The sequence below is a fragment of the Armatimonadota bacterium genome (genome assembly GCA_031432545.1).
In the GTDB taxonomy this organism is placed as follows: domain Bacteria; phylum Sysuimicrobiota; class Sysuimicrobiia; order Sysuimicrobiales; family Sysuimicrobiaceae; genus Caldifonticola; species Caldifonticola tengchongensis.
Genome location: JAVKGX010000001.1, coordinates 703089 through 727673 on the forward strand (window position 1 = coordinate 703089; position 24585 = coordinate 727673).

Annotated in this window: 22 protein-coding genes; 20 read left to right on the forward strand and 2 right to left on the reverse strand. The window is 69.4% G+C overall.

Annotation, left to right across the window (positions count from 1 at the left end; all coding sequences use genetic code 11):
- The first annotated feature begins 75 nt into the window (after positions 1-75).
- From mgtE (QN163_03520) to QN163_03590, 15 genes are all read left to right on the forward strand, one after another.
- Positions 76-1425 (forward strand): magnesium transporter, encoded by a 1350-nt coding sequence (mgtE, locus tag QN163_03520; GenBank protein MDR5683080.1) that lies wholly within the window; start codon positions 76-78, stop codon positions 1423-1425.
- Complete coding sequence (gene mgtE / locus QN163_03525; protein ID MDR5683081.1) at positions 1422-2765, forward strand: magnesium transporter; 1344 nt, start codon at positions 1422-1424, stop codon at positions 2763-2765. The genes mgtE (QN163_03520) and mgtE (QN163_03525) overlap by 4 nt, the downstream gene beginning before the upstream one ends.
- Before the next feature lie 3 nt (positions 2766-2768).
- Positions 2769-3512: a DNA repair protein RecO gene (gene recO, locus QN163_03530; protein MDR5683082.1), complete on the forward strand. Its 744-nt coding sequence runs from the start codon at positions 2769-2771 to the stop codon at positions 3510-3512.
- A gap of 79 nt (positions 3513-3591) precedes the next feature.
- A complete protein-coding gene (locus QN163_03535; protein ID MDR5683083.1) occupies positions 3592-3837 on the forward strand; it encodes a hypothetical protein in 246 nt (81 codons plus the stop codon).
- A 329-nt stretch (positions 3838-4166) separates the two neighbouring features.
- Positions 4167-5042 carry a glycine--tRNA ligase subunit alpha gene (glyQ, locus tag QN163_03540; GenBank protein MDR5683084.1) on the forward strand — a complete coding sequence of 292 codons (876 nt, stop codon included), beginning with the start codon at positions 4167-4169 and terminating at the stop codon, positions 5040-5042.
- A gap of 16 nt (positions 5043-5058) precedes the next feature.
- Complete coding sequence (gene glyS, locus QN163_03545; protein ID MDR5683085.1) at positions 5059-7170, forward strand: glycine--tRNA ligase subunit beta; 2112 nt, start codon at positions 5059-5061, stop codon at positions 7168-7170.
- A 2-nt stretch (positions 7171-7172) separates the two neighbouring features.
- Entirely contained in the window at positions 7173-8243 is a 1071-nt protein-coding gene (locus QN163_03550; protein MDR5683086.1) for a deoxyguanosinetriphosphate triphosphohydrolase, read from the forward strand.
- 91 nt (positions 8244-8334) lie between these two features.
- Positions 8335-10299 carry a sodium-translocating pyrophosphatase gene (locus QN163_03555; protein MDR5683087.1) on the forward strand — a complete coding sequence of 655 codons (1965 nt, stop codon included), beginning with the start codon at positions 8335-8337 and terminating at the stop codon, positions 10297-10299.
- A 189-nt stretch (positions 10300-10488) separates the two neighbouring features.
- Entirely contained in the window at positions 10489-12246 is a 1758-nt protein-coding gene (gene dnaG, locus QN163_03560; protein ID MDR5683088.1) for a DNA primase, read from the forward strand.
- Positions 12247-12277: 31 nt separating this feature from the next.
- The gene (gene rpoD, locus QN163_03565) at positions 12278-13378 is read left to right on the forward strand and encodes an RNA polymerase sigma factor RpoD (protein MDR5683089.1); all 1101 of its coding nucleotides are present in this window, start codon (positions 12278-12280) and stop codon (positions 13376-13378) included.
- A 171-nt stretch (positions 13379-13549) separates the two neighbouring features.
- Positions 13550-14806, forward strand: coding sequence for an adenosylhomocysteinase (ahcY, locus tag QN163_03570; protein MDR5683090.1), 1257 nt, complete (start codon positions 13550-13552; stop codon positions 14804-14806).
- Between the two features lie 41 nt (positions 14807-14847).
- Entirely contained in the window at positions 14848-15822 is a 975-nt protein-coding gene (locus QN163_03575; GenBank protein ID MDR5683091.1) for an ATP-binding cassette domain-containing protein, read from the forward strand.
- Complete coding sequence (locus tag QN163_03580) at positions 15819-16622, forward strand: ABC-2 family transporter protein (GenBank protein ID MDR5683092.1); 804 nt, start codon at positions 15819-15821, stop codon at positions 16620-16622. The genes QN163_03575 and QN163_03580 overlap by 4 nt, the downstream gene beginning before the upstream one ends.
- A 1-nt stretch (position 16623) precedes the next feature.
- Positions 16624-17409: an ABC-2 family transporter protein gene (locus QN163_03585; GenBank protein MDR5683093.1), complete on the forward strand. Its 786-nt coding sequence runs from the start codon at positions 16624-16626 to the stop codon at positions 17407-17409.
- A gap of 96 nt (positions 17410-17505) precedes the next feature.
- Positions 17506-18258, forward strand: coding sequence for a ComF family protein (locus tag QN163_03590; protein ID MDR5683094.1), 753 nt, complete (start codon positions 17506-17508; stop codon positions 18256-18258).
- Here the strand turns inward: QN163_03590 and QN163_03595 are convergent.
- Positions 18255-19211, reverse strand: coding sequence for a dihydrodipicolinate reductase (locus QN163_03595; protein ID MDR5683095.1), 957 nt, complete (start codon positions 19209-19211; stop codon positions 18255-18257). The genes QN163_03590 and QN163_03595 overlap by 4 nt on opposite strands.
- Positions 19212-19310: 99 nt before the next feature.
- Between QN163_03595 and arcC the strand changes: the two genes are divergently transcribed.
- From arcC to QN163_03610, 3 genes are read left to right on the forward strand one after another with little or no spacing between them, the layout of a single operon-like run.
- The gene (arcC, locus tag QN163_03600) at positions 19311-20255 is read left to right on the forward strand and encodes a carbamate kinase (protein MDR5683096.1); all 945 of its coding nucleotides are present in this window, start codon (positions 19311-19313) and stop codon (positions 20253-20255) included.
- Between the two features lie 49 nt (positions 20256-20304).
- The gene (locus QN163_03605) at positions 20305-21468 is read left to right on the forward strand and encodes a pyridoxal phosphate-dependent aminotransferase (GenBank protein ID MDR5683097.1); all 1164 of its coding nucleotides are present in this window, start codon (positions 20305-20307) and stop codon (positions 21466-21468) included.
- Between the two features lie 44 nt (positions 21469-21512).
- Entirely contained in the window at positions 21513-21809 is a 297-nt protein-coding gene (locus QN163_03610; GenBank protein ID MDR5683098.1) for a M48 family metalloprotease, read from the forward strand.
- Between the two features lie 39 nt (positions 21810-21848).
- On the opposite strand, the gene QN163_03615 is transcribed toward QN163_03610, so the two are convergent.
- Positions 21849-22664 carry a DUF5666 domain-containing protein gene (locus QN163_03615; GenBank protein ID MDR5683099.1) on the reverse strand — a complete coding sequence of 272 codons (816 nt, stop codon included), beginning with the start codon at positions 22662-22664 and terminating at the stop codon, positions 21849-21851.
- A 148-nt stretch (positions 22665-22812) separates the two neighbouring features.
- On the opposite strand from QN163_03615, the gene QN163_03620 reads away from it, so the two are divergent.
- Together QN163_03620 and QN163_03625 are read left to right on the forward strand one after the other, a co-directional pair.
- The gene (locus tag QN163_03620; GenBank protein ID MDR5683100.1) at positions 22813-24066 is read left to right on the forward strand and encodes an integron integrase; all 1254 of its coding nucleotides are present in this window, start codon (positions 22813-22815) and stop codon (positions 24064-24066) included.
- A gap of 243 nt (positions 24067-24309) precedes the next feature.
- The coding region (locus QN163_03625) for a dihydrofolate reductase (GenBank protein ID MDR5683101.1) at positions 24310-24585 on the forward strand (276 nt) is incomplete at its 3' end.

Here is a 24585-nt window from a genome sequence, read left to right on the forward strand (position 1 = left end):
GACTATCCTATGCAGGCACGGGGTGCGCATCGAGATGACGACCTCTTCGGCAGGACAGGACTCAGGCGGTAGCCCATGGATTCCGCCCGCCTCGAACGCGCCAAGGGCTATCTGGCCGAGCGCCGGCTCCCGGAGCTGCGGGCGCTCGTGGCCCAACTCCACCCGGCCGACCTAGCCGACCTGTTCACCGATCTAGAGCAGCCCGAGCGCCTGTTCCTCTTGTTGCTCCTCGAACCCGACAAGGCCGCAGACGTCCTGGAGGAGCTGCCTGACGACGTCCGCGTCGAGCTGCTGGACCGGCTCAGCGACGAGCAGGCCTCTCACCTGATCCTCGAGATGGAGGCCGACGAGGCCGCAGACGTGCTGGGTGAGTTGCCGGCGGAGCGGGCGCGCAGGCTGCTGGCCCGCATGGGCCGCGAGGAGGCCGAGGAGTTCTCCGGCCTGCTGTGCTACCCCGAGGACACCGCCGGCGGATTGATGACGACCGAGTTCGTCTCGGTCGCCGATCACCTGCGCGTCGAAGATGCGATCGCGGAGCTGCGCCGCATCGGTCGGGACATCGAACTCCCGTACTACGTCTACGTCACCGACCGCGAAGGCGTCCTGCGGGGCGTCGTCTCGCTGCGGGACCTGGTCACCGCACCCGTGGACGCGCCGGTTCGCGAGATCATGCGCACCGATCCGGTCACCGTCTCCCCCGACACCGACCAGGAAGAGGCCGCGCGGATTCTCGAGAAGTACGACCTGCTGGCACTGCCCGTCTGCGATCGCGCGGGCCGGCTGCTGGGCATCGTCACCGCCGACGACCTGCTGCGCGTCGTGGGAGAGGAAGGCACCGAGGACGTGCTCGCCCTCGTCGGTGCCCCAGCACGCGCGGACATGCGGACGTACGCCTTTCCGTGGAGCGCCGTGGCCCGGCGTACGCTGTTCTTGGTCTTCAACCTGCTGCTCAACCTCATCGCCGCCACTTTGATCAGCCGGTTCACCGAGGTCCTTGAGGCCATGGTGGCCGTAGCGTTCTTCTTGCCGATGCTGGCCGCCACGGCGGGCAACGTCGGCACGCAGTCGCTGGCGTTGGCGGTCCGGGGGCTGGCCACCGGTCGGTTCGGCCCCGACCGGTGGCGCCAGGCGCGGCGCGAGGGGTGGACCGGCGCGTTGGTCGGTCTGGCGTGCGGTGTGTTGGTCGGCGGCTTTGCGGCTGTCTGGCAACAGGACCTGCGCCTGGGAGTGGTCGTTGGGGGGGCGATGTGGCTGGCACTGGTGGTCGCCGCTCCCCTGGGGATGTTCGTGCCGTTCGCCCTCAACCGCCTGGGGCTCGATCCGGCGGTCGCTTCGGGGCCGCTCACGACGACCCTGACCGACAACACCACCCTCACGATCTACCTCCTCCTCGCGACGTTCGCGTTCCACGGAGGGCTGTGGTGACCGAGCGCTCGCGGATCGAATTCCGCCGCATCCTCGGCGACGGCGCCGAGGCGCTGGCCCGGGCGCTGGCGTCGGCGCACCCCGCGGACGTCGCGGAGGCCACCGAGGGACTGCGCGACGAGGACGTCCTGCGCGTGCTGGCTGCGCTGGGCGATCGGGCGGGTGTGGTCTTCGAGCACCTGCCGCCCGAGCGCCAGCGGTCGGTTCTCGAGCGCCTGCGGCCCGACCTGGCCGCCGGCGTGCTGGAGGAGATGTCCTCTGATGACATGGCCGACGTGCTGCGGGAACTGCCGCTTGCGCGGGCCGCAGAACTGCTGCGCGACATGGACGCCGCCGAACAGGCCCGCGTGGCGCCGCTGCTGGCGTGGCCCGAGGGAACCGCCGGTGCCCTCATGGCCAGCGAGGTCGTCACGCTGCGGGAGGACATGACCGTCGCCCGGGCCCTCGAACGCCTCCGCGCCAGCGCACCCGATGCCGAGACCATCTACTACGTCTACACGGTCGATGCCGATCGCCGGCTGCGCGGCGTGGTGTCCCTGCGCGACCTGATCCTGGCCGACCCCGACGTACCGCTGTCGGCGATCGCCCGGCGGGACGTCATCGCGGTCCGCGCGGACGACGATCAGGAGACCGTGGCACGGACCTTCGAGAAGTACGCCTTGCTGGCCCTCCCGGTGGTGGACCGCCAGGGCCGCGTGGTCGGCGTGGTGACCGTGGACGACGTGATGGACGTGGTCAGCGAGGAAGCGTCGGAGGACGCCTACCGCCTGGCCGGCCTCGTCGAGGAGGTCGAGGCGGTGGACTCGCCAGCCATCCGAGCCTCCAAGAGGCTGCCGTGGCTGCTGGTGCTGCTCGGCTTGGAGGCCGTCGGCGCGCGGATCATCGGCGGCTTCGAACACGCGTTGCAAGCCGTGATCGCGCTCGCGTACTTCATCCCGATGCTCAACGACCAAGCGGGCAACATGGGCGTGCAGTCGGCGGCGATGGCGGTGCGGGCGATCGCGACGGGGGAGGTGGACCGCCGCTCCTATCGCCAGTTCGTGCTGCGCGAATGGGTCGTCGGCGTGACGGCAGGTCTGGCCAGCGGCGCGGTCGGGTTGGCCATCGGGCTGGTCTGGCAGGGCGACCTGCGGCTGGGCCTGACGCTGGGGACGACCCTCCTGGTCTCCATGTCGGCGGCCTCCGTGCTGGGGTCGTTGGCGCCGCTGGTGCTTACGGTGTTGCGCAAGGACCCGGCGGTGGCCGCCGGCCCCTTTATCACCTCGACGATGGACGTGATCAACGTCCTGGTGTACTTCTCCGTGGCGGTGTGGTTCTTCCGGCCGTTGCTCGGCGGTTAGCGGATGCCCGTCTACAAGGCCGAAGGGGTGGTCCTGCGCCGGCGAAACCTGGGTGAGGCCGACCGAGTGCTGACCCTGCTCACCCGCGAGTGGGGCAAGATCTCGGCCCGGGCCAGAGGCGTCCGCCGCACGGCCAGTCCGCTGAGCGGGCGCCTGGAACCGTTCACGCACGGGCGCTTTTTGCTGGCCCGGGGCCGGGCACTGGACGTCGTGGCCCAGGTGGAGGTCGTGGAGGGCTTCGTGCCGCTGCGCGACGACCTTGAGCGCATGGCGTACGCGTCGCTGGCTGCCGAACTCACCGACCGGCTGCTGGCCGAGCACGAGCCGCACCCGGAGGTGTTCGGCATCCTGCTGGCGGCGCAGTCGGCGATCGCCTCCGGCGATCCGGCGATCGCAACCGTCTGGTACGCCCTGCATCTGTTCGCCGCGCTCGGCTACCTTCCGGTGACGGACCGGTGCGCGGTGTGCGGCCGCCAGCCGACGCCGAGGTGGAGCGCGCGTCTGGGCGGGCTGGTGTGCGGCCGGTGCGCGCGCGAGGACCCGCAAGCCTTGGAAATCGGCGGCGAGGCAGCGGGCGCGATCGGCTTTCTGGTTCGGTCGCACGTACAGGACATCGGCCGTCTGCGCCTTTCGCGGCGCGCTCGCCGCGAGGTCGCCCGCGCGGTGGCCGTCTACGCCGAAAGCCGCATCGAGGGTCCGCTGCGCACCCTGCGCGTGCTCCACACGCTGGGAGGCGACATCGGATAGCGCACCGCCGGCAGCGCTTTCTGGCCGCTACGGACCTCCTGCTATGCTATTCGAGAAGGACGCACGCGGAGGTGTGGGTATGGAAGTGGACCTGGAGCGGGCGAAGCGCGCGCTGGCCATGGTGTCTGAGGCAATCGACGCACTGCGCGGTGTGGTGCGGCCGGATGGCAGCGGTGTCCTGCGCATCCGGACGGAGGACAAGACGATCGAGCTGCCGGTCGCGTGGGCCGCGGCCGGGCTGGTGGCGTTCGCGGTCGCTTCGGTGCTCACCTCCGCTCCGCGCGGCGGCCGCGCACGCGAAGAAGAGCCGTTGGGGATCGGTTAGGGGACGGCGGCCGCGCTTGCGGCGTGGCGGGGTTGTGCTATCCTTTCGAGGAGCGCGAGGAAGGTGAGGCGTCGCGGTCGGCCGACCAGCGAGCCCGGGGGCGGTGCAACCGGGCAGGCAGAACGCGGCGTGGCGCACCGGAGCGGGCGGTCCGAGGGCAGAGCAGGCCGGTAGGGTCGCACGGGTGCTCCCGGTATAGGGCACCAGAGAGCCGGTCGGGGCGCGTGCCACGCGTGCGCCCGTCCGGAAGCAGGGTGGAACCGCGGTGCCCCCGTCCCTGAGCGGGACGGGGTTTTTGTCTTGGAGAGCCACGGTGGGCAGGAGGCGCGATGCTGTTCCAACAGATGATCCTCGCCCTCGACCACTACTGGTCGGAGCACGGTTGCGTACTGCAGCAGCCGTACGACGTGGAAGTCGGCGCGGGCACGAAGCACCCGGCTACGTTTCTGCGCGTGTTGGGCCCGGAGCCGTGGAACACCGCCTACGTCCAGTACTCGCGGCGACCGGCCGACGCGAGGTACGGTGAGAATCCCAACCGGCTGGGCCACTACTACCAATACCAGGTGATCCTCAAGCCCTCGCCCGACGACGTGCAGGAGATCTACCTGCGCAGCCTGGAGGCGTTGGGGATCGATCTGCGCGCGCACGACGTGCGCTTCGTGGAAGACGACTGGGAGGACGCGAGCCTCGGTGCGTGGGGCCTGGGGTGGGAGGTCTGGCTGGACGGCATGGAGATCACGCAGTTCACCTACTTCCAGCAGTGCGGCGGGCTGGACTGCCGCCCCGTGGCCGCCGAGATCACGTACGGCCTGGAACGGCTGTGCATGTATCTGCAGCGCCGCGCCAGCGTCTACGACCTGGAGTGGGCGCCCGGCGTCACCTACGGCGAGGTGCGCCGCCAGGAGGAGGTCGAGTTCTCTCGGTACGGATTCGAGGTCGCCGACGTCTCGCGGCTGCGGACGCTGTTCGAGACCTACGAGCAGGAGGCGCAGACGGCGCTGGAGACGGGGCTGGTGCTGCCGGCCTACGACTACGTGCTGAAGTGCTCACACGTCTTCAACCTCCTGGATGCGCGCGGCGCGGTCGGGGTGAACGAGCGCGCCGCCCTGCTGGCGCGCAACCGAAGGCTGGCACGCCGGGTGGCCGAACAGTACCTGAAAAGCCGCGAAGAACTCGGATTCCCGCTGCTTGGCAAGGAGCACTGAGCACCGAGGTCGTCCCGTGCCCGACCTGCTGTTCGAAATCGGAACCGAAGAGATGCCAGCGCGCTTCGTGAGTCCTGCTTCCCGTCAGCTGCAGGAAGCGATCGCGGATCTGTTGGCGGCCGAGCAGTTGCCGGCGGCCTCGCTGCGGACGTGGGCCACGCCGCGGCGGCTGGCCGTGCTCGCGGCCGGGATCCCCGCCCGGCAGGCCGAAACCGAGCGCGAGGTGCGGGGCCCGGCGGCCAGAGCGGCATACGGAGAGGACGGGAAGCCGACGCGAGCGGCCGAGGGCTTCGCCCGCTCCGTGGGGGTCGCGGTGGAGATGCTCGAGCGCCGGCGCGGCGAGGGAGGAGAGTACGTCTTCGCGCGCGTCCGGATACCGGGTAGGCCGGCGGCGGAGGTCCTGGCGGATCGGCTCCCCGCAGTCGTCACCCGTCTGGCCTTCCCGAAGACGATGCGCTGGGGTGCGCTTGACCTGCGCTTTGGGCGGCCGATCCGCTGGATCGCGGTGCTGCTGGACGACGAGGTAGTGCCGTTCGAGGTCGCCGGGGTGTACAGCGGCAGGAGCACGCGGGGACACCGCACGCTCAGTCCCGGTCCCCACGTACTGGAGCGCGCCGATGCGTACGAAGCCACCTTGGAGCGCCACTTCGTCATCGGTGACGCGGACCGTCGCGCCGAGCGCATCCGTCGCCAAGCGGTATCCCTCGCGGCGCAGGTGGGCGGGCAGGCCGAGGTAACCGCCTCCTTGTTGGAGGAAGTGACATTCCTGGTGGAGTACCCGACCGCGTTTCTGGGACGCTTCGACCCGTCGCATCTGTCCCTGCCGCCGGAGATCCTCGTGACGGTGATGCGACACCACCAGCGGTACTTTCCCGTGCGGGGCAGCGACGGCGGCCTTCTGGCGTACTTCGTCGCGGTGCGCGACGGCGACGAATTCGCGATCGATACAGTGCGCGAGGGGAACGAGTGGGTGTTGGGGGCGCGGCTGACCGACGCCCGGTTCTTCTACGACGAGGACCGCAGGCAGCGGCTTGAAGACCGCCTGGGCAGGCTCGCCGAGGTCGTGTTCCACCGGGACCTGGGCTCGATGCTCCAGAAGACCGAGCGCGTGGTCGCGCTGGCGGGCTGGCTGGCCGACCGCGTCGGCCTCGACACCGAGAGCCGACGACACCTGCTGCGCGCGGCGCACCTGTGCAAGGCGGATCTCGGCACGCACGTCGTCGCGGAGTTCCCGGAGCTGCAGGGCATCGTCGGAGGGATCTACGCACGGCTGGACGGCGAGCCGGAGCCGGTGGCGAGGGCGATCGCCGAACACTATCGTCCGCGCGGAGCCGACGACAAACTGCCCCAGGACCTGTTGGCGGCGCTGCTCGGCCTGGCCGACCGGGCCGACACTCTGGCGGGGTTGTTGAGCGCCGGCCACGCACCCAGCGGCTCCGCCGATCCCCACGGGTTGCGCCGTGCGGCGTCCGGGCTGCTGGACATCCTGGAGCGCTGGCGCCTGCGACTCTCGATCTACGAGTTGCTCCGCCGGGCGCTGTCGGGCTACCCGGAGGGGGAGCGATCCGCCGCCGCAGTCGAAGACTTCGTGCGGGACCGGCTGGTCGGCTGGCTGCGCGAGCGCGGGTACCCGCACGACACCGTTGAAGCCGTGCTGGCCGACGGGGTCGCGGGGAACGACGACCCGGTCGAGGTCGCCTCACGCGCCGCGGCGCTGGAACGGTTTCGCACCAGTCCCGCCTTCCCGCGCGCGTACGAGGCGTTCGACCGATCCAGCCGCATCCTGGGCCCCGAGTCCCCCCGGCCGGGAGGTCCGCTGCGGGCCGAGCACCCGGCGGAGCGGGCGCTGCGCGAGACGATCCAGACCGTCGCACCCGCGGTGCAGGCCCTCGTTGCGGAAGGCCGACACGACGAGGCGCTGGCCGAGCTGGCGCGCTTTTGCCAGCCCGTAGCGGCGCTGTTCGATGCGGTGCTGATCAACGATCCGGATCCCGAGGTGCGCGCCGCCCGCCATGCGCTGCTGGCAGAAGTCGTACGCAGCTTCCGCCTGGTGGCCGACTTCGGCCGGCTCGTCGTCCCCGGTACGGGGGCCACGAGGGAAGCGGGCGCGGCGGGGGGAACACAGTGAACGTGGCGGACCTGCGGCGGATTCGACAGCGTACGGAGGAGTGGGAGGCGCGCGCCCTCTCGCCCCGGGCCGCGCTGGCTTCGCGGTCGCGCGGCCGCGAGCGGCCAGAGCCCGAAGACGACCTGCGTACCTGCTTCCAGCGCGACCGGGACCGCGTGATCCACAGCAAGGCGTTCCGGCGTCTGAAGCACAAGACGCAGGTCTTCCTGTCGCCGGAGGGAGATCACTACCGCACGCGGCTGACGCACACGCTGGAGATCAGCCAGATCGCGCGGACAATCGCGCGGGCTCTCAGGCTCAACGAGGATCTGACCGAAGCGATCGTGCTCGCGCACGACCTGGGACACCCCCCGTTCGGCCACGCCGGCGAGGCGGCCCTGGACGCGGCGATGGCCCCGTACGGCGGATTCCGGCACTACGAGCAGAGCCTGCGCGTGGTTCAGCTGCTGGAACCGCACCGGCGTTCGGACGGGACGGTGGAGTGGGGGCTGAATCTGACCTGGGAAGTCCGCGACGGCATTGGCAGCCACAGCAAGGGTCGGGCCGACATCGGGCCGGACGACGAGGGGCTGCCGCAGACGCTGGAAGGTCAGGTCGCGCGGGTGGCCGACCGCATCGCCTACGTGCACCACGACATGGACGACGCCATACGCGGCGGGTTGGTGGACGAAGACGAGATCCCGCGCGGCGTGCGCGACGTGCTGGGAGCCACCCGTGGGCGCTGGGTGGACACGCTGGTCCGGGACGTGGTCGCCTGCAGCGAGGACGCCCCCCAGATCCAAATGAGCGACCCCGTGCGGGAAGCCCTCAATGCACTCAAGGAGTTCCTGTTCGAGCGGGTGTATCTGAATCCGCAGGCCAAAAGCGAAGAGCCGCGCGCGCAGCGCCTGGTGCGCATGCTGTTCGATTACCTGGTGGCGCACCCCGAGGAGATCTCGCCGGAATACCGGCGGTGGATCAAGCACGGCGAGGCGATCCCGCGCGTCGTCTGCGACTTCCTCGCCGGGATGACGGACCGGTACGCTGTCCGGATGGGAGAGACCCTGTTTCTGCCGAGAAGCTGGCAACTGTGAGCGCCGTGGTGTGCGGCCTGCGCTCGGCAAACGGCCGGCACGTGTGTCCGTGCGACCACGGACCGCCGACCACGAAACGGAGGTGATGGGTCTGGACACGATGGTTTGGGCACCGGTGGCGGGCGCGATCGGGTTGGTGTACGCGGGGTATCTGGCGGTGTCGGTTTCCCGGCGGGATCCCGGCACCGATCAGATGCGCGCGTTGATGGGTGCGATCCAAGAAGGTGCCATGGCATTTCTGGCGCGCGAGTACCGGGCGATCGCGGTCTTCGTGCTGGTCCTGTTCGTCATCCTCGCCGCGCCGGGCCTGGTGCCGCAGATCACCTGGCAGACGGCGGTCGCGTTCCTGTTCGGCGCCGGATGCTCGATCCTCGCTGGCTACTTCGGGATGCAGATCGCCACGCGGGCCAACGCCCGGACGGCCAGCGCGGCGCGGGACGGGGTGGACCGCGCGATGGCGGTGGCGTTCCCGGGCGGCGCGGTGATGGGCATGACCGTCGTCGGGTTGGGCCTGCTGGGCGTGGGTCTGCTCTATCTGTGGCTGCGCGACCCCAACGAGGTCATCGGTTTCTCATTGGGGGCGTCTTCGGTGGCCTTGTTCGCGCGCGTCGGAGGCGGGATCTACACAAAGGGTGCGGATGTCGGCGCCGACCTGGTCGGCAAGGTGGAGGCGGGGATCCCCGAGGACGACCCCCGCAACCCTGCGGTGATCGCCGACGCGGTGGGCGACAACGTCGGTGATGTGGCGGGCATGGGGGCCGACCTGTTCGAATCCTACGTCGGATCGGTCATCGCCGGCCTGGCCATCGGTCTGGCGCAGCACGGGGAGCGGGGTGTGCTGCTGGCCTTGAGCCTGGCCGCCGTGGGCATCGTCGCGTCGTTGCTGGGAACGTTCTTCGTCCGCGCCGGACGTGGCCGGCACCCGCAGGCGGCGCTGCGTGCGGGGACGTTCGCCTCGGCCCTGTTCATGGCCGCCGGCTCGTGGGTCGTCGTGCAGACCCTGTTCGGACAGATCGGGGCGTTCTGGGCCGTCGTCTTGGGACTTGCGGCCGGGGTCGTCATCGGGCTCGTCGCCGAGTACTACACGTCCGGACGCGAGGTCCAACGCCTGGCGGAGTCGGCGCGCACCGGCCCCGCGACCGTGATCATCGCCGGGACCGCGCAGGGAATGCTGAGCACGGTGGTCCCGCTTGTCGTGATCGCGCTGGCCACGATCTTCGCGTTTCGTCTGGCCGACTTCTTCGGGATCGCGCTGGCCGCCATCGGCATGCTGTCGATCACCGGCATGACGGTATCGGTGGACGCCTACGGTCCGATCGCCGACAACTCCGCCGGCATCGCGGAGATGGCCGGGCTGGGGTCGGAGGTGCGCCGGGTCGCCGACCAGCTGGATGCCGCCGGCAACACCACCGCGGCGATCGCCAAGGGGTTTGCGATCGGGTCGGCGGCTCTGACCGCACTGGCGCTGTTCTTCTTCTACCGCCAGGCGGTGGCGCTGGAGGCGATCAACATCATGGATCCTGACGTCATCGCCGGGCTGTTCATCGGCGGGATCGTGCCGTTCTTGTTCGCCGCCCTGGCGATGCGCGCGGTCGGCCGCACGGCCGAGGTCATGGTGGCCGAGGTGCGGCGGCAGTTCCGGGAGATCCCGGGGATCATGGAGGGCAGCGCGAGGCCCGACTATGCGCGGTGTGTGGGGATCGCCACCTCCGGAGCGCTGCGCGAGATGATCGCCCCCGGCCTCAGCGCCGTCGCCATCCCTCTGCTGGTGGGCTTCACGCTCGGCAAGGAATCGCTGGGCGGGTTGCTGGCGGGCGCCATCGTCACGGGCGTGCCGCTGGCGCTGTACCTGGCGAATGCCGGCGGCGCGTGGGACAATGCCAAAAAGCACATCGAGGAAGGACACCTAGGAGGCAAGAGTTCCGACGCGCACAAGGCCGCCGTCATCGGCGACACCGTCGGCGACCCGTACAAGGACACCGCCGGCCCGTCGCTCAACATCCTGATCAAGTTGATGACGGTCGTCGCCTTGGTGTTCGCGCCCCTGTTCCGCTGAGGGTGAGGCGACGCAGGGATTCTCCGGATGGTACCCGAATGGCCATTCGTTATCCCGTTTGGGACAGGCAAAGGGGGATCAGCAGGTAGGGCCCGCGGCCGCAGCCGAGGGCCCTAATACCTTGCCTTTTGTCCGCCCCGACACGCGGCGCGAGACCTCCGGCCCCGAAAGACGGGTGGAACCGACGTGGTGACCGACGCGATCCGCGAGCAGATCCGCAGCCGGACGGACATCGTCGAGCTGGCCTCCGCCCACGTGACGCTGCGAAAGCGCGGCAGGCGTTACGTGGGCTTGTGCCCATTCCACAGCGAGAAGACCCCCAGCTTCACGGTCGACCGCGAGCGCGGCCTGTTCTATTGCTTTGGCTGCCACGCCGGGGGCGATGTCTATGACTTCGTGATGCGCATCCAGAACGTCTCGTTCACCGAGGCGGCCCGTGAACTCGCGCGTCGCGCCGGCGTGGCGATCGAGGCCGCTGGGGACGACAGCCGCCGCCGCAGCGAGTGGGAGACGCTGTATCGGGCGCTGGACGGCGCAGCGCGCTTCTTCGAGGGCAACCTGGCACATCCCGAGACCGGTCGCGAGGCCCGCAGTTACCTCGAATCGCGGGGCGTGGACGGGGCAACGCGCGAGCGCTTCCGCCTGGGGTACGCGCCTGATGCCTGGGACCACCTGCTGCGGCACCTCGTCGCGGGAGGACACACCGCCGCCACGCTGGAGAGAGTCGGGCTGGTCCACCCGCGGCCGGGCGGAGAGGGTCACTACGACGCGTTCCGCCACCGCCTGATCTTCCCAATCCTCGATCTCCAAGACCGCGTCGTGGCCTTCGGGGGTCGGGTTCTGCGGCCCGACGATCAACCCAAATACCTGAACTCGCGCGACAGCCCCGTCTTCCACAAAGGAAGGACGTTGTACGGGCTCGGCTGGGCCCGCGAGGCGATCCGGTCCCAGGGGCGCGCGGTCGTCGTCGAAGGTTACATGGACGCGATCTCCTGCCACCAGCACGGCGTCACAGAGGCCGTCGCCACGCTGGGCACCGCGCTCACGGCTGACCAGGCGGCCCTGTTGCGCCGGTTCACGTCGCTGGTGATCCTGGTCTACGACTCCGACGAGGCAGGCCGCAGGGCCGCGGAACGTGCCTTGCCCCTGTTCGAGGACGCCGGGGTCGAAGTCCGAGCCGTCCTCCTGCCCGACGGGCTGGATCCCGACGCGTTCCTGCGAGCCCGGGGCCGCGATGCGTTCCGCCGTGCCCTGGATGGGGCGCTGCCGTTGTTCCCGTTCGCCCTGCAGCAGGCGATGGCGCGCCATCGGTCTGACACCACGGAAGGAAAGGTACGCATCATCGACGAAGTCCTGCCTCTGATCGCCAGCGTACGCCACGACGTCGCCCGGTCCGAGCACATCGCCCAGCTGACGCAGCGGCTCGCCGTGCCGGAGGAGGCCGTCCGGGCGCGTCTGCGCGCCCTTCGGCGGGCTCCGGCGGGGCCGGAGCGCACACCGGATCCCGTGCGGGCGTGGGCAGAACGGGGAAACGCGCGGGCGGTTGCAGAGCGGCACATCCTGACGCTGATGTTAGAGGATGAGCAGGCGCGGTTGCGCCTGGTCGGGGCGTTGGGCGAGGCGGATTTCAGCGACCCGATCCACCGGGAGATCTTCAGCAGGCTTTCGGGGACCGATACCGAAATCCATCGGATCCGCAGGGATCTGCCCGAGCCGGCGCGGGAGGTGCTGAACCGGCTGATCTTCGGAGAGCGTCCGGCGGTTCTGGACGTCGAGGGCTGCATCGCGCGCATCCGCGCCGAGCAGCGGAAGGAACGGCGAGCCGCGCTCGTTGCCGCAATTGAGGAGGCCCAGCGCCGCGGAGACTCGGACCGCGTGCGTGAGATCCAGCAGGAGCTGCAGCGGCTTAGTGCCGCGCCAACCGAGAGCACGGCGAGGACCGGCTGAAGGGCGGTCTTCGGGAAGGGAATCGTACCCCATGGCGAGTCGGAAGAAAGCCGTCGTGGACGTCAGGCCGCTGAGCGACGACCTGTCGCCGGAGTTGCGGGAGCTCATCGAGCTCGGCCGCAAGAAGGGCCATCTGCTCTATGACGAGATCGTCAAGGCGATCCCGGCCGTGGAGAACAACACCGAGGAGTCGGAGCGCGTCTTCAACGTCCTCCAGGAGATGGACATCGCGGTGAAGGACAAGGAGGACGACGAGGACGAGGAGCAGGCCAAGGCCGCGGAGATCGAGCCGCTCGAAGGCGTCTCCATCGACGACCCGGTCCGGATGTACCTCAAGGAGATCGGCCGCGTCCCGCTGCTCACCGCGGCGCAGGAGGTGGAACTCGCCAAGCGCATGGAGCGCGGCGACGAGGAGGCCAAGCGCAAGCTCATCGAAGCCAACCTGCGCCTGGTGGTCGCGATCGCCAAGAAGTACGTCGGCAGGGGAATGCTGTTTCTCGACTTGATCCAGGAGGGCAACCTGGGGCTGATACGGGCGGTGGAGAAGTTCGACTGGCGCAAGGGCTTCAAGTTCAGCACCTACGCCACGTGGTGGATCCGCCAGGCGATCACGCGCGCGCTCGCGGATCAGGCGCGGACGATCCGCGTCCCCGTACACATGGTGGAGACCATCAACAAACTCACGCGGATCGCCCGTCAGCTCCTGCAGCAGAAAGGGCGGGAGCCCACGCCGGAAGAGATCGGGGAGGAGATGAAGCTGCCCACCGAGCGGGTCCGGGAGATCATGAAGATTGCGCAGGAGCCGATCTCGCTGGAGACGCCGATCGGCGAGGAGGAAGACAGCCACCTCGGCGACTTCATCGAGGACGCCGACGCGCTGGCGCCCGCCGAAGCGGCGTCGTTCACGATGCTCAAAGAGCAGCTGGAGGGCGTCTTGGACACGCTGACCGCGCGCGAGCGCAACGTGCTGCGGCTGCGCTTCGGGCTGGACGACGGCCGTCCGCGCACGCTGGAGGAGGTCGGTCGGGAGTTCGGCGTCACGCGCGAGCGCATCCGTCAGATCGAGGCGAAGGCGTTGCGCAAGCTGCGCCACCCCTCCCGCAGCAAGCGGCTGAAGGACTTCATCGAGTAGCGCGTCCGGCGCCCGGGGGCGAGCACCGGTCGCGATCGTCCCGAAAGTATCCCCCGCCACCGCCCCGGTGAGATCCTCCGTCCGCGCCGCCTGCGATACCTTCTGTTGTATGGTGGAAGGCGGCGGGCGGCCAGGACCACCACCCCGCCACCTTTGACCAGGGAGGGTTAAGTGCACCACGACGTCAAGGATCTCGGTCTGGCACCCCGCGGCCGGCAGCGCATCGAGTGGGCGGACCACGAGATGAGGGTGCTCCGCACGATCCGGCAGCGTTTCGAGCGCGAGGCGCCGCTGCGCGGGCTGCGGATCGCAGCCTGCCTGCACGTCACGACGGAGACGGCCAACCTGATGCGGACGCTGGCCGCCGGCGGGGCGGAGGTGGCGCTGTGCGCCAGCAACCCGCTGTCCACGCAGGACGACGTGGCGGCGGCGCTGGTGGGGCACTACGGGATTCCCGTCTTCGCCGTCCGGGGGGAGGATCGGGACACTTACTACGACCACATCCAGCGGGCTCTGGAGATCCGGCCACACGTCACGATGGACGACGGCGCCGACCTAGTGAGCACGCTGCACGCCCGGCGCACGGATTTGCTGGAGGGTGTGGTGGGCGGGACGGAGGAGACGACGACCGGCGTGGTCCGCCTGCGGGCGATGGCGCGGGACGGCGTGCTGCGCTACCCGATCGTGGCGGTCAACGACGCGAAGACCAAGCACTGGTTCGACAACCGCTACGGGACCGGGCAGTCTACGATCGACGGGCTGCTGCGGGCGACGAACCTGCTGCTGGCGGGGCGGCGTCTGGTGGTCTGCGGCTACGGGTCGTGCGGGCGCGGGGTGGCGTCCCGCGCGCGGGGGATGGGGGCGCACGTGATCGTCACGGAAATAAGCCCCCTCGCGGCGCTGGAGGCCGTGATGGAGGGATTCCCGGTGATGCCGATGTCCGAGGCCGCGCGCGTCGGCGAGATCTTCGTCACGGTGACCGGCAACCGTGATGTCCTGCGCAGAGAACACTTCGAGCTGATGCGGGACGGGGCGGTGTTGGCCAACGCCGGCCACTTCAACGTCGAGATCGACATCCCCGCGCTGGAGGCCATCAGCCGCTCCCGGCGGGCGGTACGCGAGCACGTCGAGGAGTTCACGTTGCCCGACGGCCGCCGCCTGTACCTGCTGGCCGAAGGACGGTTGCTGAACCTCGCGGCGGCCGAGGGCCACCCGGCGGCGGTGATGGACATGTCGTTCGCCAACCAGGCACTGTGCGTGGAGTGGCTGGCGCAAGAAGGCCGCAACCTGGAGCGGCGGGTGTATCCGGTGCCGGAGGAGATCGACCGGCGGGTCGCCTCCCTCAAGCTCGAGGCGATGGGCATCCGGATCGACGACCTCACCCCCGACCAGCGCCGCTACCTGGAGTCCTGGGAAGAGGGGACCTGACCCCGCGCGGCCAGGACAGCCGTTGCGCGAGGCGTCCTGAGATGGTGGACATCGAAGTCCGCAGGCTGTCCAAGACCTACACGGTTCCCGAGCGCGAGGCCGGCCTCGCAGCGGCCATCCGCAGCCTGGTGCGGCGGCGGTGGCGGGCCGTGGAGGCTGTCCGGTCCATCTCCTTCGAGGTGGCCGCGGGGGAGATCGTGGGGTTCCTAGGCCCCAACGGCGCCGGCAAGACGACCACCCTCAAGATGCTGTCGGGTCTGCTGCACCCGACCGCGGGGGAAGCACGCGTCCTGGGGCACGTGCCGTGGCGTCGCGAGCGCCAGTTCTTGCGGTGGATCACGCTCGTCATGGGCAGCCGCAACCAGCTGAACTGGGACATCCCCGCGGCGGACTCGTTCGAGCTGAACCGCGCGATCTACGACATTCCCGACGCCGACTACCGCCGAACGGTGCGCGAGCTGACCGAACTGCTCGACCTCGAAGGCCTGCTGCGCAAGCCGGTGCGCAACCTCTCTTTGGGCGAGCGGATGAAGGTCGAGATCGCGGCCGCGCTGCTGCACCGCCCCCGCGTGCTGTTCCTGGACGAACCCACCCTCGGCCTCGACGTGGTGATGCAGCGGCGCATCCGCCAGTTCGTGGGCGAGTACAACCGCCGCCACGGCGCGACGGTGCTGCTGACCAGCCACTACATGGCCGACGTGGAAGCGCTGTGCCGCCGGGTGATCGTCATTCACCACGGACGGTTGCTGTTCGACGGAGACCTCTCCTCGCTCGTCGAGCGCTTCGCTCCCACGAAGGTGCTGACGGTGGCTCTCGCCGACGGGGTGTCGCCCGATCTGCGCGAGTATGGGGAGATCCTGTCGCGCGAGGAAGGCCGCGTGACGCTGCGGGTCGCCAAGGCCGACACGCCCCGTGTGATTGCGCGGCTGCTGGCCGATCTCCCGGTCAGCGACCTCAGCGTCGAGGATCCGCCTATTGAGGAAGTGATCGAGCAGGTCTTCTCGGTGCCGGCGTGAGGCAGCTGTTGCGCGTCTTCGGCGGCTACTTCCGCACGACGGTGGCCGCGCAGCTGCAGTACCGGGCGGTGCTGGTGATCTGGTTGCTCGATCTCGTACTGCAACCGGTGATCGCGCTGGGCGTGTGGTCGGCGGTCGCGCGTTCCCGCGGGGAGACCGTCGGGGGCTTCGGGCCGGCAGAGTTTGCCGCCTACTTTCTCGCGGTGATGGTCGTCGACCACCTGACCTTCACGTGGATCATGTGGGAGTACGACTACCGGATCCGGCACGGTGACTTCTCGACGGTGCTGCTGCGCCCGATCCACCCCGTCGTCTCGGATCTGGCCGACAACGTGGCCTACAAGCTGCTCACGCTGGTGGTGCTCAGCCCCGTCGTGGCGCTGCTGGTGTGGCTGTTCCGTCCGTCGGTCGCGTTCGTGCCGTGGGCCGTGGCGGCGTTCGTGCCGGCGCTGGTGCTGGCGTTCGCGCTGCGCTTTGCGCTGGAGTGGACGCTGGCCATGGCCGCATTCTGGACGACGCGGATCTCGGCGGTGAACAACCTATACTGGTACGTCTTCGCCCTGCTCGCGGGATTCTTCGCGCCGTTGTCCCTGCTTCCGGGGCCGCTGCGCGCAATCGCGGAGTGGCTGCCCTTCCGCTGGGTGATGGCGTTTCCCGTCGAACTCCTCCTCGGCCGCCTGCGACCGGAGGAGGCCGCGGTGGGGTTCGCCGCCCAGCTGGCCTGGATCGGGATCGGCGTGGTCGCGCTGCGGGCCGCCTACGGTGCGGGTGTGCGCCGCTACGCGGCGGTGGGCGGTTGAGATGCGCCTGATCCGGATCGCGTGGACGTACCTGCGCGTCGGCCTGGCGGCCGAACTGCAGTACCGCGCGAACTTCGCGGTGCAGGCGCTGCAGACCCTGGGAGGGCTGGGGTTCGCGCTGGGCGGGGTGTGGACCGTCTTCGGCCACACCCAGACGCTGGCGGGCTGGCATCCGGAGGAAGTCGCGGCGCTGGTCGGCGTCTATTTTCTCATCCGCGGCGCGATCAACGCGGTCATCCAGCCGAGCATGCAACTGCTGCTCGAGGACGTGCGCCGGGGGACGCTCGACTTCACCCTCACCAAACCCGAGGATGCCCAGCTGCTGGTCAGTGTGCGGCGGGTCGAGGTCTGGAGGATCGTCGATGTCCTGGTGGGCGTGGCGGTGCTGGCCGCGGCCGTCGGTCGGCTGGGTGGTCGGATCGGGGTGGCGGACGCGCTGGCGTTCGGCGTCGCGCTCGCCTGCGGCGCCGCCATCGTCTACAGCTTCTTACTGGCGCTGGCCACGTTCACTTTCTGGTTCGTCCGGGTCGAAAACATCCTCGTCATCTTCCAGAGCATGTACACGGCCGGACAGTGGCCGGTGGGGATCTACCCGGCGTGGCTGAGGGCTTCGCTCACGTTCGTCGTGCCCATCGCGTTCGCAGTAACCGTCCCGGCCGAGGGCCTGACCGGCCGCCTGGATCCTGTCACCCTCGGGGGGGCGGCCGCACTGGCGGTGGGGCTGCTGGCGCTGTCGCGCGCGTTCTGGAAGGTAGGGCTGCGCCGCTACACCGGTGCTTCGGCCTGACGGATCGGATCGCCGTCCGCTGCCGGAGTCCGTCCCGTGGGAGCGGCCGAAGGAGGCGTGCGCGAATCCGCGGCCCCTGGACGTTCGGTCTGTGGGATGCGACACGGAACGGCGCAACCGGCGGTGCGGTCGGTGCTCCAGCCGTGGGGGCGGGCGCTGCTGGACCTGCTCTTCCCGCCCCGCTGCCAGGTGTGCGGCGCCCCGGATGCGTTCCCGGTCTGCACGACGTGCACGGGCTCGTTCGAGCGAATCGCCCCACCCGTCTGTCAGCAGTGCGGGAGGCCGCTGCGGGGTCCTGCCGACCTGGTGTTCACCTGCATCCCCTGCCGCAAGTGGAAGCGCCACCCGTTGGACTGCGTCCGGGCGTTCGGCGTCTACGACGGCCTGCTGCGGGAAGCGATCCACGCCCTCAAGTACGCCAGGAGGCTCGCGCTGGCCGAACCGCTGGGCGAGATGCTCGCGGGGACGATCCTCGGCGAGTCGCGGCTCGGGGCCACGGACGCGCTCGTACCCGTGCCGTTGCACCCGCGGCGGGAAGGACGGCGGGGCTTCAATCAGGCGGAGGAGATCGCCCGGACCGTCTCGGCGCGCTGCGGCCTGCCGGTTCGCCGGCTGCTCGCGCGACGACGGGATACGCAACCGCAGGCCGGCCTAGACGAGTCGGAGCGGCGCGACAACGTGGACGGCGCGTTCGCCGTCCGCGGTGCGGTGCGCGGGTTGCAGGTGCTGCTGATCGACGATGTGGTGACGACGGGCAGCACGCTGGCCGCCTGCGCCCGCGCGCTGCGCACGGCGGGCGCTGCGGGGGTGTGCGCGGCGGCGGTGGCGATGACGGTGCGCGACCCTTAGCCCGCGCAGCGGATCGGCGGCAGGTCGATCACCGTCCGCAACCCGGCGGGGGCGGCCCGCACGGTGGGGATCGCGTTGGCGGCGATCGCACAGGTGGCCACGTCCCCGTGCAGCCCGCCCACGATCTCCACGGAAAGTGAGGGCTCCCCCTCGATCCGTACGACGTCTGTGGGCGCTTCGGCCCCGACCGCCACTGTGAGCTCCAACCGGATCCGTTCCTCCCCGGCCCCGATGCCCGATGCCACCTGGTGCAGGCCGGCCACCTCGGAGCCGCCTTCCGCCAGGACGGGCTCGACACGGTCGGTGATCGCACCTACCTCCCAGCCCAGGGCGGCCGCGATCATCGCCACGGAGTGGGGCAGCCCCACGTGCCCCAACCCGCCGGAGGCCGCCCGGTCCCTGAACTCTTCTTCCGTCAGCCCGACGCCGACCTTCCGCTGGAGCGGGGTTCGCCGTCGGGCCGCGTCGACCCGTCGCTGTACGACCACCCGTCGTACCGCGGCACACGGGGCCGTCAGGACGACCGGCAGCAGGTCCATCACAAACCCGGGGTTCACGCCGACGCCGGTGACGGTGACGCCGTGCTCGCACGCCGCGACGTCCAGGCGGTGTGCGGCCTCCGCATGGTGGAACCAGGGGTAGGCGAGCTCCTCGCACGTCGAGACGACGTCAGCGCCGGCCGCGAAGATCTCGAGGAGCTGGCTTTCTACCTGGTGCAGGTGGGACTGGGTCGCGTGGACGACCACGTCGGCCTCGAGCGCCTCCCGCACGTTTGGCACGACCGGGATCCCCACCGCTTCACGCCCCAGCAGTTCTCCCAGGTCGCGCCCGACCTTCTCGGGCGCGACGTCGACGGCGCCGATCAGCTCGATGTGTGGCCGCGCCAGCAGTACGCGGGCGATCCCCAGCCCGATCGGCCCGAGCCCATACTGCACCACGCGCAGCGGTCGCACCCGCGCTTGCCTCCCGGTGAGTCTTCCGGCAGTATAGCCGACCTGCAGCGCACGTGCGACCGAGGGAAGCGCGCCGCCAGCGGCGAAGACCCCATCGTCATGCGAGGCCTCGCGGTCGTGGCGATCGGCGGCAACTCCTTGATCCGGGATGAACGTGACGTGTCGGTGGCCGCGGAGCGGGAGGCGGTGCGCGAGACCGCAGAGCAGATCGCGGGCATGGTCGCCGAGGGCTGGCGCATCCTGCTGACCCACGGGAACGGCCCGCAGGTGGGGTTCAACATGCTGCGGGCGGAGGTGGCCGCCAAAGCCGGATTGCTGCCGAGACTGCCGCTGGACGTCCTCGACGCGCAGACGCAGGGCAGCATCGGTTATCTGCTGCTCGAGAGCCTCGAACGGGCGTTCACGCGCCCCGGAGTCCGACGACCGATCGCGGTGCTGGTCACCCGCGTGGTCGTGGACGACCATGATCCGGCCTTCGCCCAGCCGACCAAGCCGGTCGGTCCCTACTATACGGAGGAAGAGGCGCTCGCACTGCAGCGCGAGGAAGGCTGGAAGATGATGGAGCAGGAGCGGGGGTGGCGGCGCGTGGTGCCCTCTCCGCGCCCTCTGGAGATCGTCGAACTGGATGCGATCCGCATCCTGCTCCAACAAGGCTACATCGTCATCGCTGGGGGCGGAGGCGGCATCCCGGTCGTGCGGCAACGGGACGGGACGCTGCGCGGCGTCGAGGCGGTCGTAGACAAGGATCTGGCGTCGTCGTTGCTCGCGCAGGCTTTCGATGCCGAGCTGTTTTTGATCTCCACGGGCGTGCCGCAGGTGGCGCTAGACTTCGGCCGGCCGACGCAGCGCTGGGTGGATCACATGACGGCCGCCCAAGCCCGGCGATATCTGGAAGAAGGACACTTCCCGCCGGGCAGCATGGGACCCAAGATCGAAGCGGCGGTGGCCTACCTGGAGGCCGGGGGCAGGCAGGTCGTGATCACCTCGCCCGACTCGCTGCTGAGTGCGCTGCGGGGGGATACGGGGACGCGGATCACCGCCTGAAGGGCGGAGGGGAGGCACCGTCGTGCACGAATCCAAGCTGTCTTCTCTGATGTCGCGCCTGGGAACCGAGACGGCATTCGAGGTGTTGGCGCGCGCGCGGGCGCTGGAGGCGCGGGGGCGCCACGTCGTCCACCTGGAAATTGGGGAACCCGACTTCGACACCCCCGCGTTCATCAAGCAGGCGGCGGTGCAGGCGTTGGAGGAAGGCTACACCCACTACACGCCGGCGGCCGGTCTGCCGCAGGCGCGGGAGGCGGTCGCGCGCTACGTCTCGCGCACTCGCGGGCTGTCGGTGGATCCCTCCGAGGTGGTGATCACGCCCGGCGGCAAACCGGTGATGTCGTTTGCGATCCTCGCGCTCGTCGACGCGGGCGAGGAGGTCATCTACCCGAATCCGGGATTCCCGATTTACGAGTCGATGATCCGCTGGGTGGGCGCGGTCCCCAAGCCGCTGCCGTTGCGCGAGGAGCACGACTTCCGGGCCGACCCTGACGAACTGCGCGACCTGGTGAGCCCCCGGACGCGCATGCTGATCCTGAACTCGCCGCATAACCCGTGTGGGTCGGTGCTGTCGCTTCAGGACGTCGCGGCGATCGCGGAGATCTGCACCGAGCGCGACATCTACGTGCTGTCGGACGAGATCTACAGCCGCATCCTCTACGACACAGAACACGTGAGCATCGCGGCGTTTCCCGGCATGCGCGAGCGCACGATCCTCCTCGACGGGTTCTCCAAGACGTACGCGATGACCGGGTGGCGGCTGGGGTATGGGGTGATGCCCCCGCGCGTCGCGCAGGCGGTCACGCAGTTGATGATCAACGTGAACTCGTGCACGGCTGCGTTCACCCAGATCGCCGGAATCGCCGCGCTGGAGGGACCGCAGGAAGAGGTCGACGCGATGGTGGCGGAGTTCCGCCACCGCCGGGATGCCATCGTCGCGGGTCTCAACGCGATCGAGGGGATCCGTTGCCGTCCTCCGGCCGGTGCCTTCTATGCGTTCCCCAACGTGAGTGCGCTCGACCCGGACGGCCGGCGCTTTGCCGACTACCTCCTCGACGAAGCCGGCGTCGCCGTACTCGCCGGCACCGCCTTCGGCGAGTATGGCCGGGGATATCTGCGCATCTCGTACGCCAACAGCCTGGCCAACATCCAGGAGGCGCTCCGGCGCATCGGGGAAGCGGCCAGAGCGTTCCGGTCGGAGGTCCGGGCCTAGCGCGATGCCGCGAACCGCGTCGCTTCGGACGACGTTCTCCGGGTATGATGCTGGAATTCGTGCGCAACGATCAAGAACTCGGCTCGGTGCTGGCGCATGAGGTCGCCCACGCAAACCAGCGGCACCACGTGCAACTGCTCGAACGGAACTTCACGCCGGCCGTCGTGGCCGCGGTGCTGACGGGCGGGAATCCGGACGCCGCTGCAGTCGCCGACTTCGTGCGCTTCCTGCTCACGCGGGGGTTCAGCCGCGAGTTCGAGGCCGACCGGGTGGGCGTGCGGTTGATGCACCGGGGGCGGGCGACTGCATCGTGCGCGTCCGGGAGGAGTTGCGCCGCCTGAGTATCGGGTGTAGGGGTCGATCCTCGGAGGCCGGCGGTCTCAGTACACGATCACCCGCGCCCGAAACGAACCGCCGATCCCCGCGCCGGACGCCGGGGCACCCCAGACGGTCACCATGCTGCCCAGTGGGATCTCCTCGAACGACCCGAGCCTACCGCCCGAGATGAGGAAGACGTCGCCGGCCACGTCCACGGCAACGAGGCCGTTGAGGATCAGGAGCCTCGTCGGGCTGTTCTTGGCGGTGACGACGCCGCCAATCGACGTCGCGGCGGCGAACGTGACTTCGATCTGCCTCGCCACCAGCGCACCGTCGCCGACCGTGCCCCGGACGTTCACGATGTCGTCGTGGGAGAGGGAGGCGACGGACTGTCGCTGTCCGACGACACGTGTCTGGTCCGTCAACCATACCCGAAGGCTGCTGCCGTCGCGCTGCAAGACGGTGAGCACGTTGGGACCGCGCAGGACGATGACGCCGGTCGCGATCCGCCCTGCTGTGGCGTCGCGGCGTCCTTCGACTTCCACCTTCAGGGCCAGCACACGCCCATCGTCCAGCCGCAGCCCCTCGACCTCCACGCGGTCGCCCACGCGCAGGTCGCGCAGGCTACCGCGCCGGGTGTCGCGACGCCGGTCGACCTCGAAGCGCGTGAAGCTCTGGACCCAAACCGTCACGAGTGCGAAGCCGCTGCGGTCCACGTGGACGCTGAACGTGCTGTTCCAGGGCGCCAGGGCGACGGCGGTTCCCTCGAACTTTACGCGTCCGGACTTCACGCGCCCGGAATGCCGGTGTGCCAGGGCCGGAGTCAGGGAGAAGACGGCGATCGTCACGGCCAGCGGTACGGCCAGCGAGCGGCGCATCGTCACACCCCTCCTTTGATCGCTCCCCTACCCATTACGGGCAGCGTCGGGAAAACGTTTTGTGCATGGGTTGGACGTCGGGCAGTTCAGGCGCGAATTCCAGCTCGACGAGCGTTTGATCCACCGAAGCGGAGACTGGGGGTACACGATGCACGCCCGGCGTGCGATCTGGATCGGGCCCGGCGAGGTGGGCTGGCTCGTCGTCCACTTTCCGTACGACCCGCAGTGCGTGGCGAAGATCAAGACCATCGCCGGCCGCCGCTGGCATCCTGAGGGGAAGTACTGGACAGTTCCCCGCACCGATGGAGTCCTCGCGCGCCTGCTGGCGCTGTTTGCGGGCCGTCCTGTTGAGGTGGACCCTGCGCTTCGCCCTGCAGATCGCCGCCGGGAATCGGCCACACCGGCCGACCCTGCGGCTGCTCACCCCTTGCCTGGGCCGCCCGGGCTCCTGGATCGGGCCCGTCAGGCCCTCCGTGCCCGCCACTACAGCCGGAGGACCGAACAGGCGTATGCGGCCTGGATTGCGCGGTTCGTTGGGTTCCATGGTGGGCGCGATCCCGGCGAGATGGGAGAGCGGGAAGTCAACGCGTTCCTGACCCACCTGGCCGTCAGCGACCGTGTGGCCGCCTCGACGCAGAACCAGGCCCTGGCCGCCCTCCTCTTTCTGTACCACAGCGTCTTGCAGCACCCGTTGGGCCGGGTCGAAGGGGTCGTGCGGGCGAGGCGCCCTCGACGGGTGCCGGTCGTCCTGAGCCGTCAGGAGGTCAGTGCAATACTGGACGGTCTCGATGGGACCACGCGTCTGGTCTGTGCGCTGCTGTACGGCTCCGGGCTGCGCCTGCTGGAGTGCCTGCGCCTGAGAGTGAAGGACATCGACTTCCAGCGCCACGAGGTGACCGTCCGCGACGGCAAGGGCGGTAAGGACCGGGTGACCATGTTGCCCGCCGCCGTGGCTGGCCAGTTGCAGGCTCATCTCGAGCGGATCCGCCGCCAGCATGCGAAGGATCTGGCGCGAGGCCTGGGTCGGGCGCCGATGCCGGACGCCCTTGCCCGCAAGTTCCCAGGGGCCGACCGCCAGTGGGCCTGGCAGTGGGTCTTCCCGTCCTCGTCCCACTATGTCGAGCCTTCGACGGGCGTGCGCCACCGGCACCACCTGCACGAGTCGGTCATCCAGCGGGCGGTGAAGGAGGCGATCCGCCGGGTGGGGGTGACCAAACACGCGTCCTGCCATTCCTTCAGGCACTCGTTCGCCACACACCTCCTGGAAGACGGGTACGACATCCGGACGGTGCAGGAGTTACTCGGCCACAAGGACGTGAAGACCACGATGATCTACACCCACGTGCTGAATCGCGGCGGGAAGGGGGTCAGGAGCCCGATGGACGGGCTACACCCCGGTTGAGCCTCGCTGACCTTGGGGTGTTAGGCTGACCGGTGGGGCAGTATAATGCCTGGCAAGGGGGGCCCGGCGGGATGGCGGGAACTCGGAGGGGACAAGCGACTGCGGGTGGGACGGGCAACTGGCCCCGTCGTCTTAGGCTGACAGGGACGGGGTGTTAGGCTGGTCGGTCTAAACATGAGTTAGCTGGCTTCGCTGAAAATGCAACATCACTTTACGTATTCCAAACGTTGAAGGAATTGAATCATGAGAAAAGTCATTGTGCTTGAACATATCTCCCTTGATGGAGTTATTCAAGCCCCAGGCGGACCAGACGAAGATACAAGCGGTGGCTTCCCGTATGGCGGGTGGATAAGTCTATTTCCCGATGATGTTCTTGGAAAGTTCCTGAGAAGTCAGATGAATATGCCATTTGACCTGTTGTTAGGACGCATAACCTTTGAAATTTGGGAGCCGTACTGGCCTCAACACGCAGATATATGGCCTAACGTCAACACAGCGACTAAGTATGTTGCCTCAAAC

Coding starts and splice junctions, on each gene's coding strand:
- recO (MDR5683082.1), top strand. CDS start 2,769: ATGCCCGTCTACAAGGCCGAAGGGGTGGTCCTGCGCCGGCGAAACCTG.
- QN163_03590 (MDR5683094.1), top strand. CDS start 17,506: ATGCGACACGGAACGGCGCAACCGGCGGTGCGGTCGGTGCTCCAGCCG.
- QN163_03585 (MDR5683093.1), top strand. CDS start 16,624: ATGCGCCTGATCCGGATCGCGTGGACGTACCTGCGCGTCGGCCTGGCG.
- QN163_03610 (MDR5683098.1), top strand. CDS start 21,513: ATGATGCTGGAATTCGTGCGCAACGATCAAGAACTCGGCTCGGTGCTG.
- QN163_03605 (MDR5683097.1), top strand. CDS start 20,305: ATGTCGCGCCTGGGAACCGAGACGGCATTCGAGGTGTTGGCGCGCGCG.
- QN163_03620 (MDR5683100.1), top strand. CDS start 22,813: ATGCACGCCCGGCGTGCGATCTGGATCGGGCCCGGCGAGGTGGGCTGG.
- QN163_03575 (MDR5683091.1), top strand. CDS start 14,848: ATGGTGGACATCGAAGTCCGCAGGCTGTCCAAGACCTACACGGTTCCC.
- glyQ (MDR5683084.1), top strand. CDS start 4,167: ATGCTGTTCCAACAGATGATCCTCGCCCTCGACCACTACTGGTCGGAG.
- rpoD (MDR5683089.1), top strand. CDS start 12,278: ATGGCGAGTCGGAAGAAAGCCGTCGTGGACGTCAGGCCGCTGAGCGAC.
- QN163_03615 (MDR5683099.1), bottom strand. CDS start 22,664: ATGCGCCGCTCGCTGGCCGTACCGCTGGCCGTGACGATCGCCGTCTTC.
- QN163_03535 (MDR5683083.1), top strand. CDS start 3,592: ATGGAAGTGGACCTGGAGCGGGCGAAGCGCGCGCTGGCCATGGTGTCT.
- mgtE (MDR5683080.1), top strand. CDS start 76: ATGGATTCCGCCCGCCTCGAACGCGCCAAGGGCTATCTGGCCGAGCGC.
- arcC (MDR5683096.1), top strand. CDS start 19,311: ATGCGAGGCCTCGCGGTCGTGGCGATCGGCGGCAACTCCTTGATCCGG.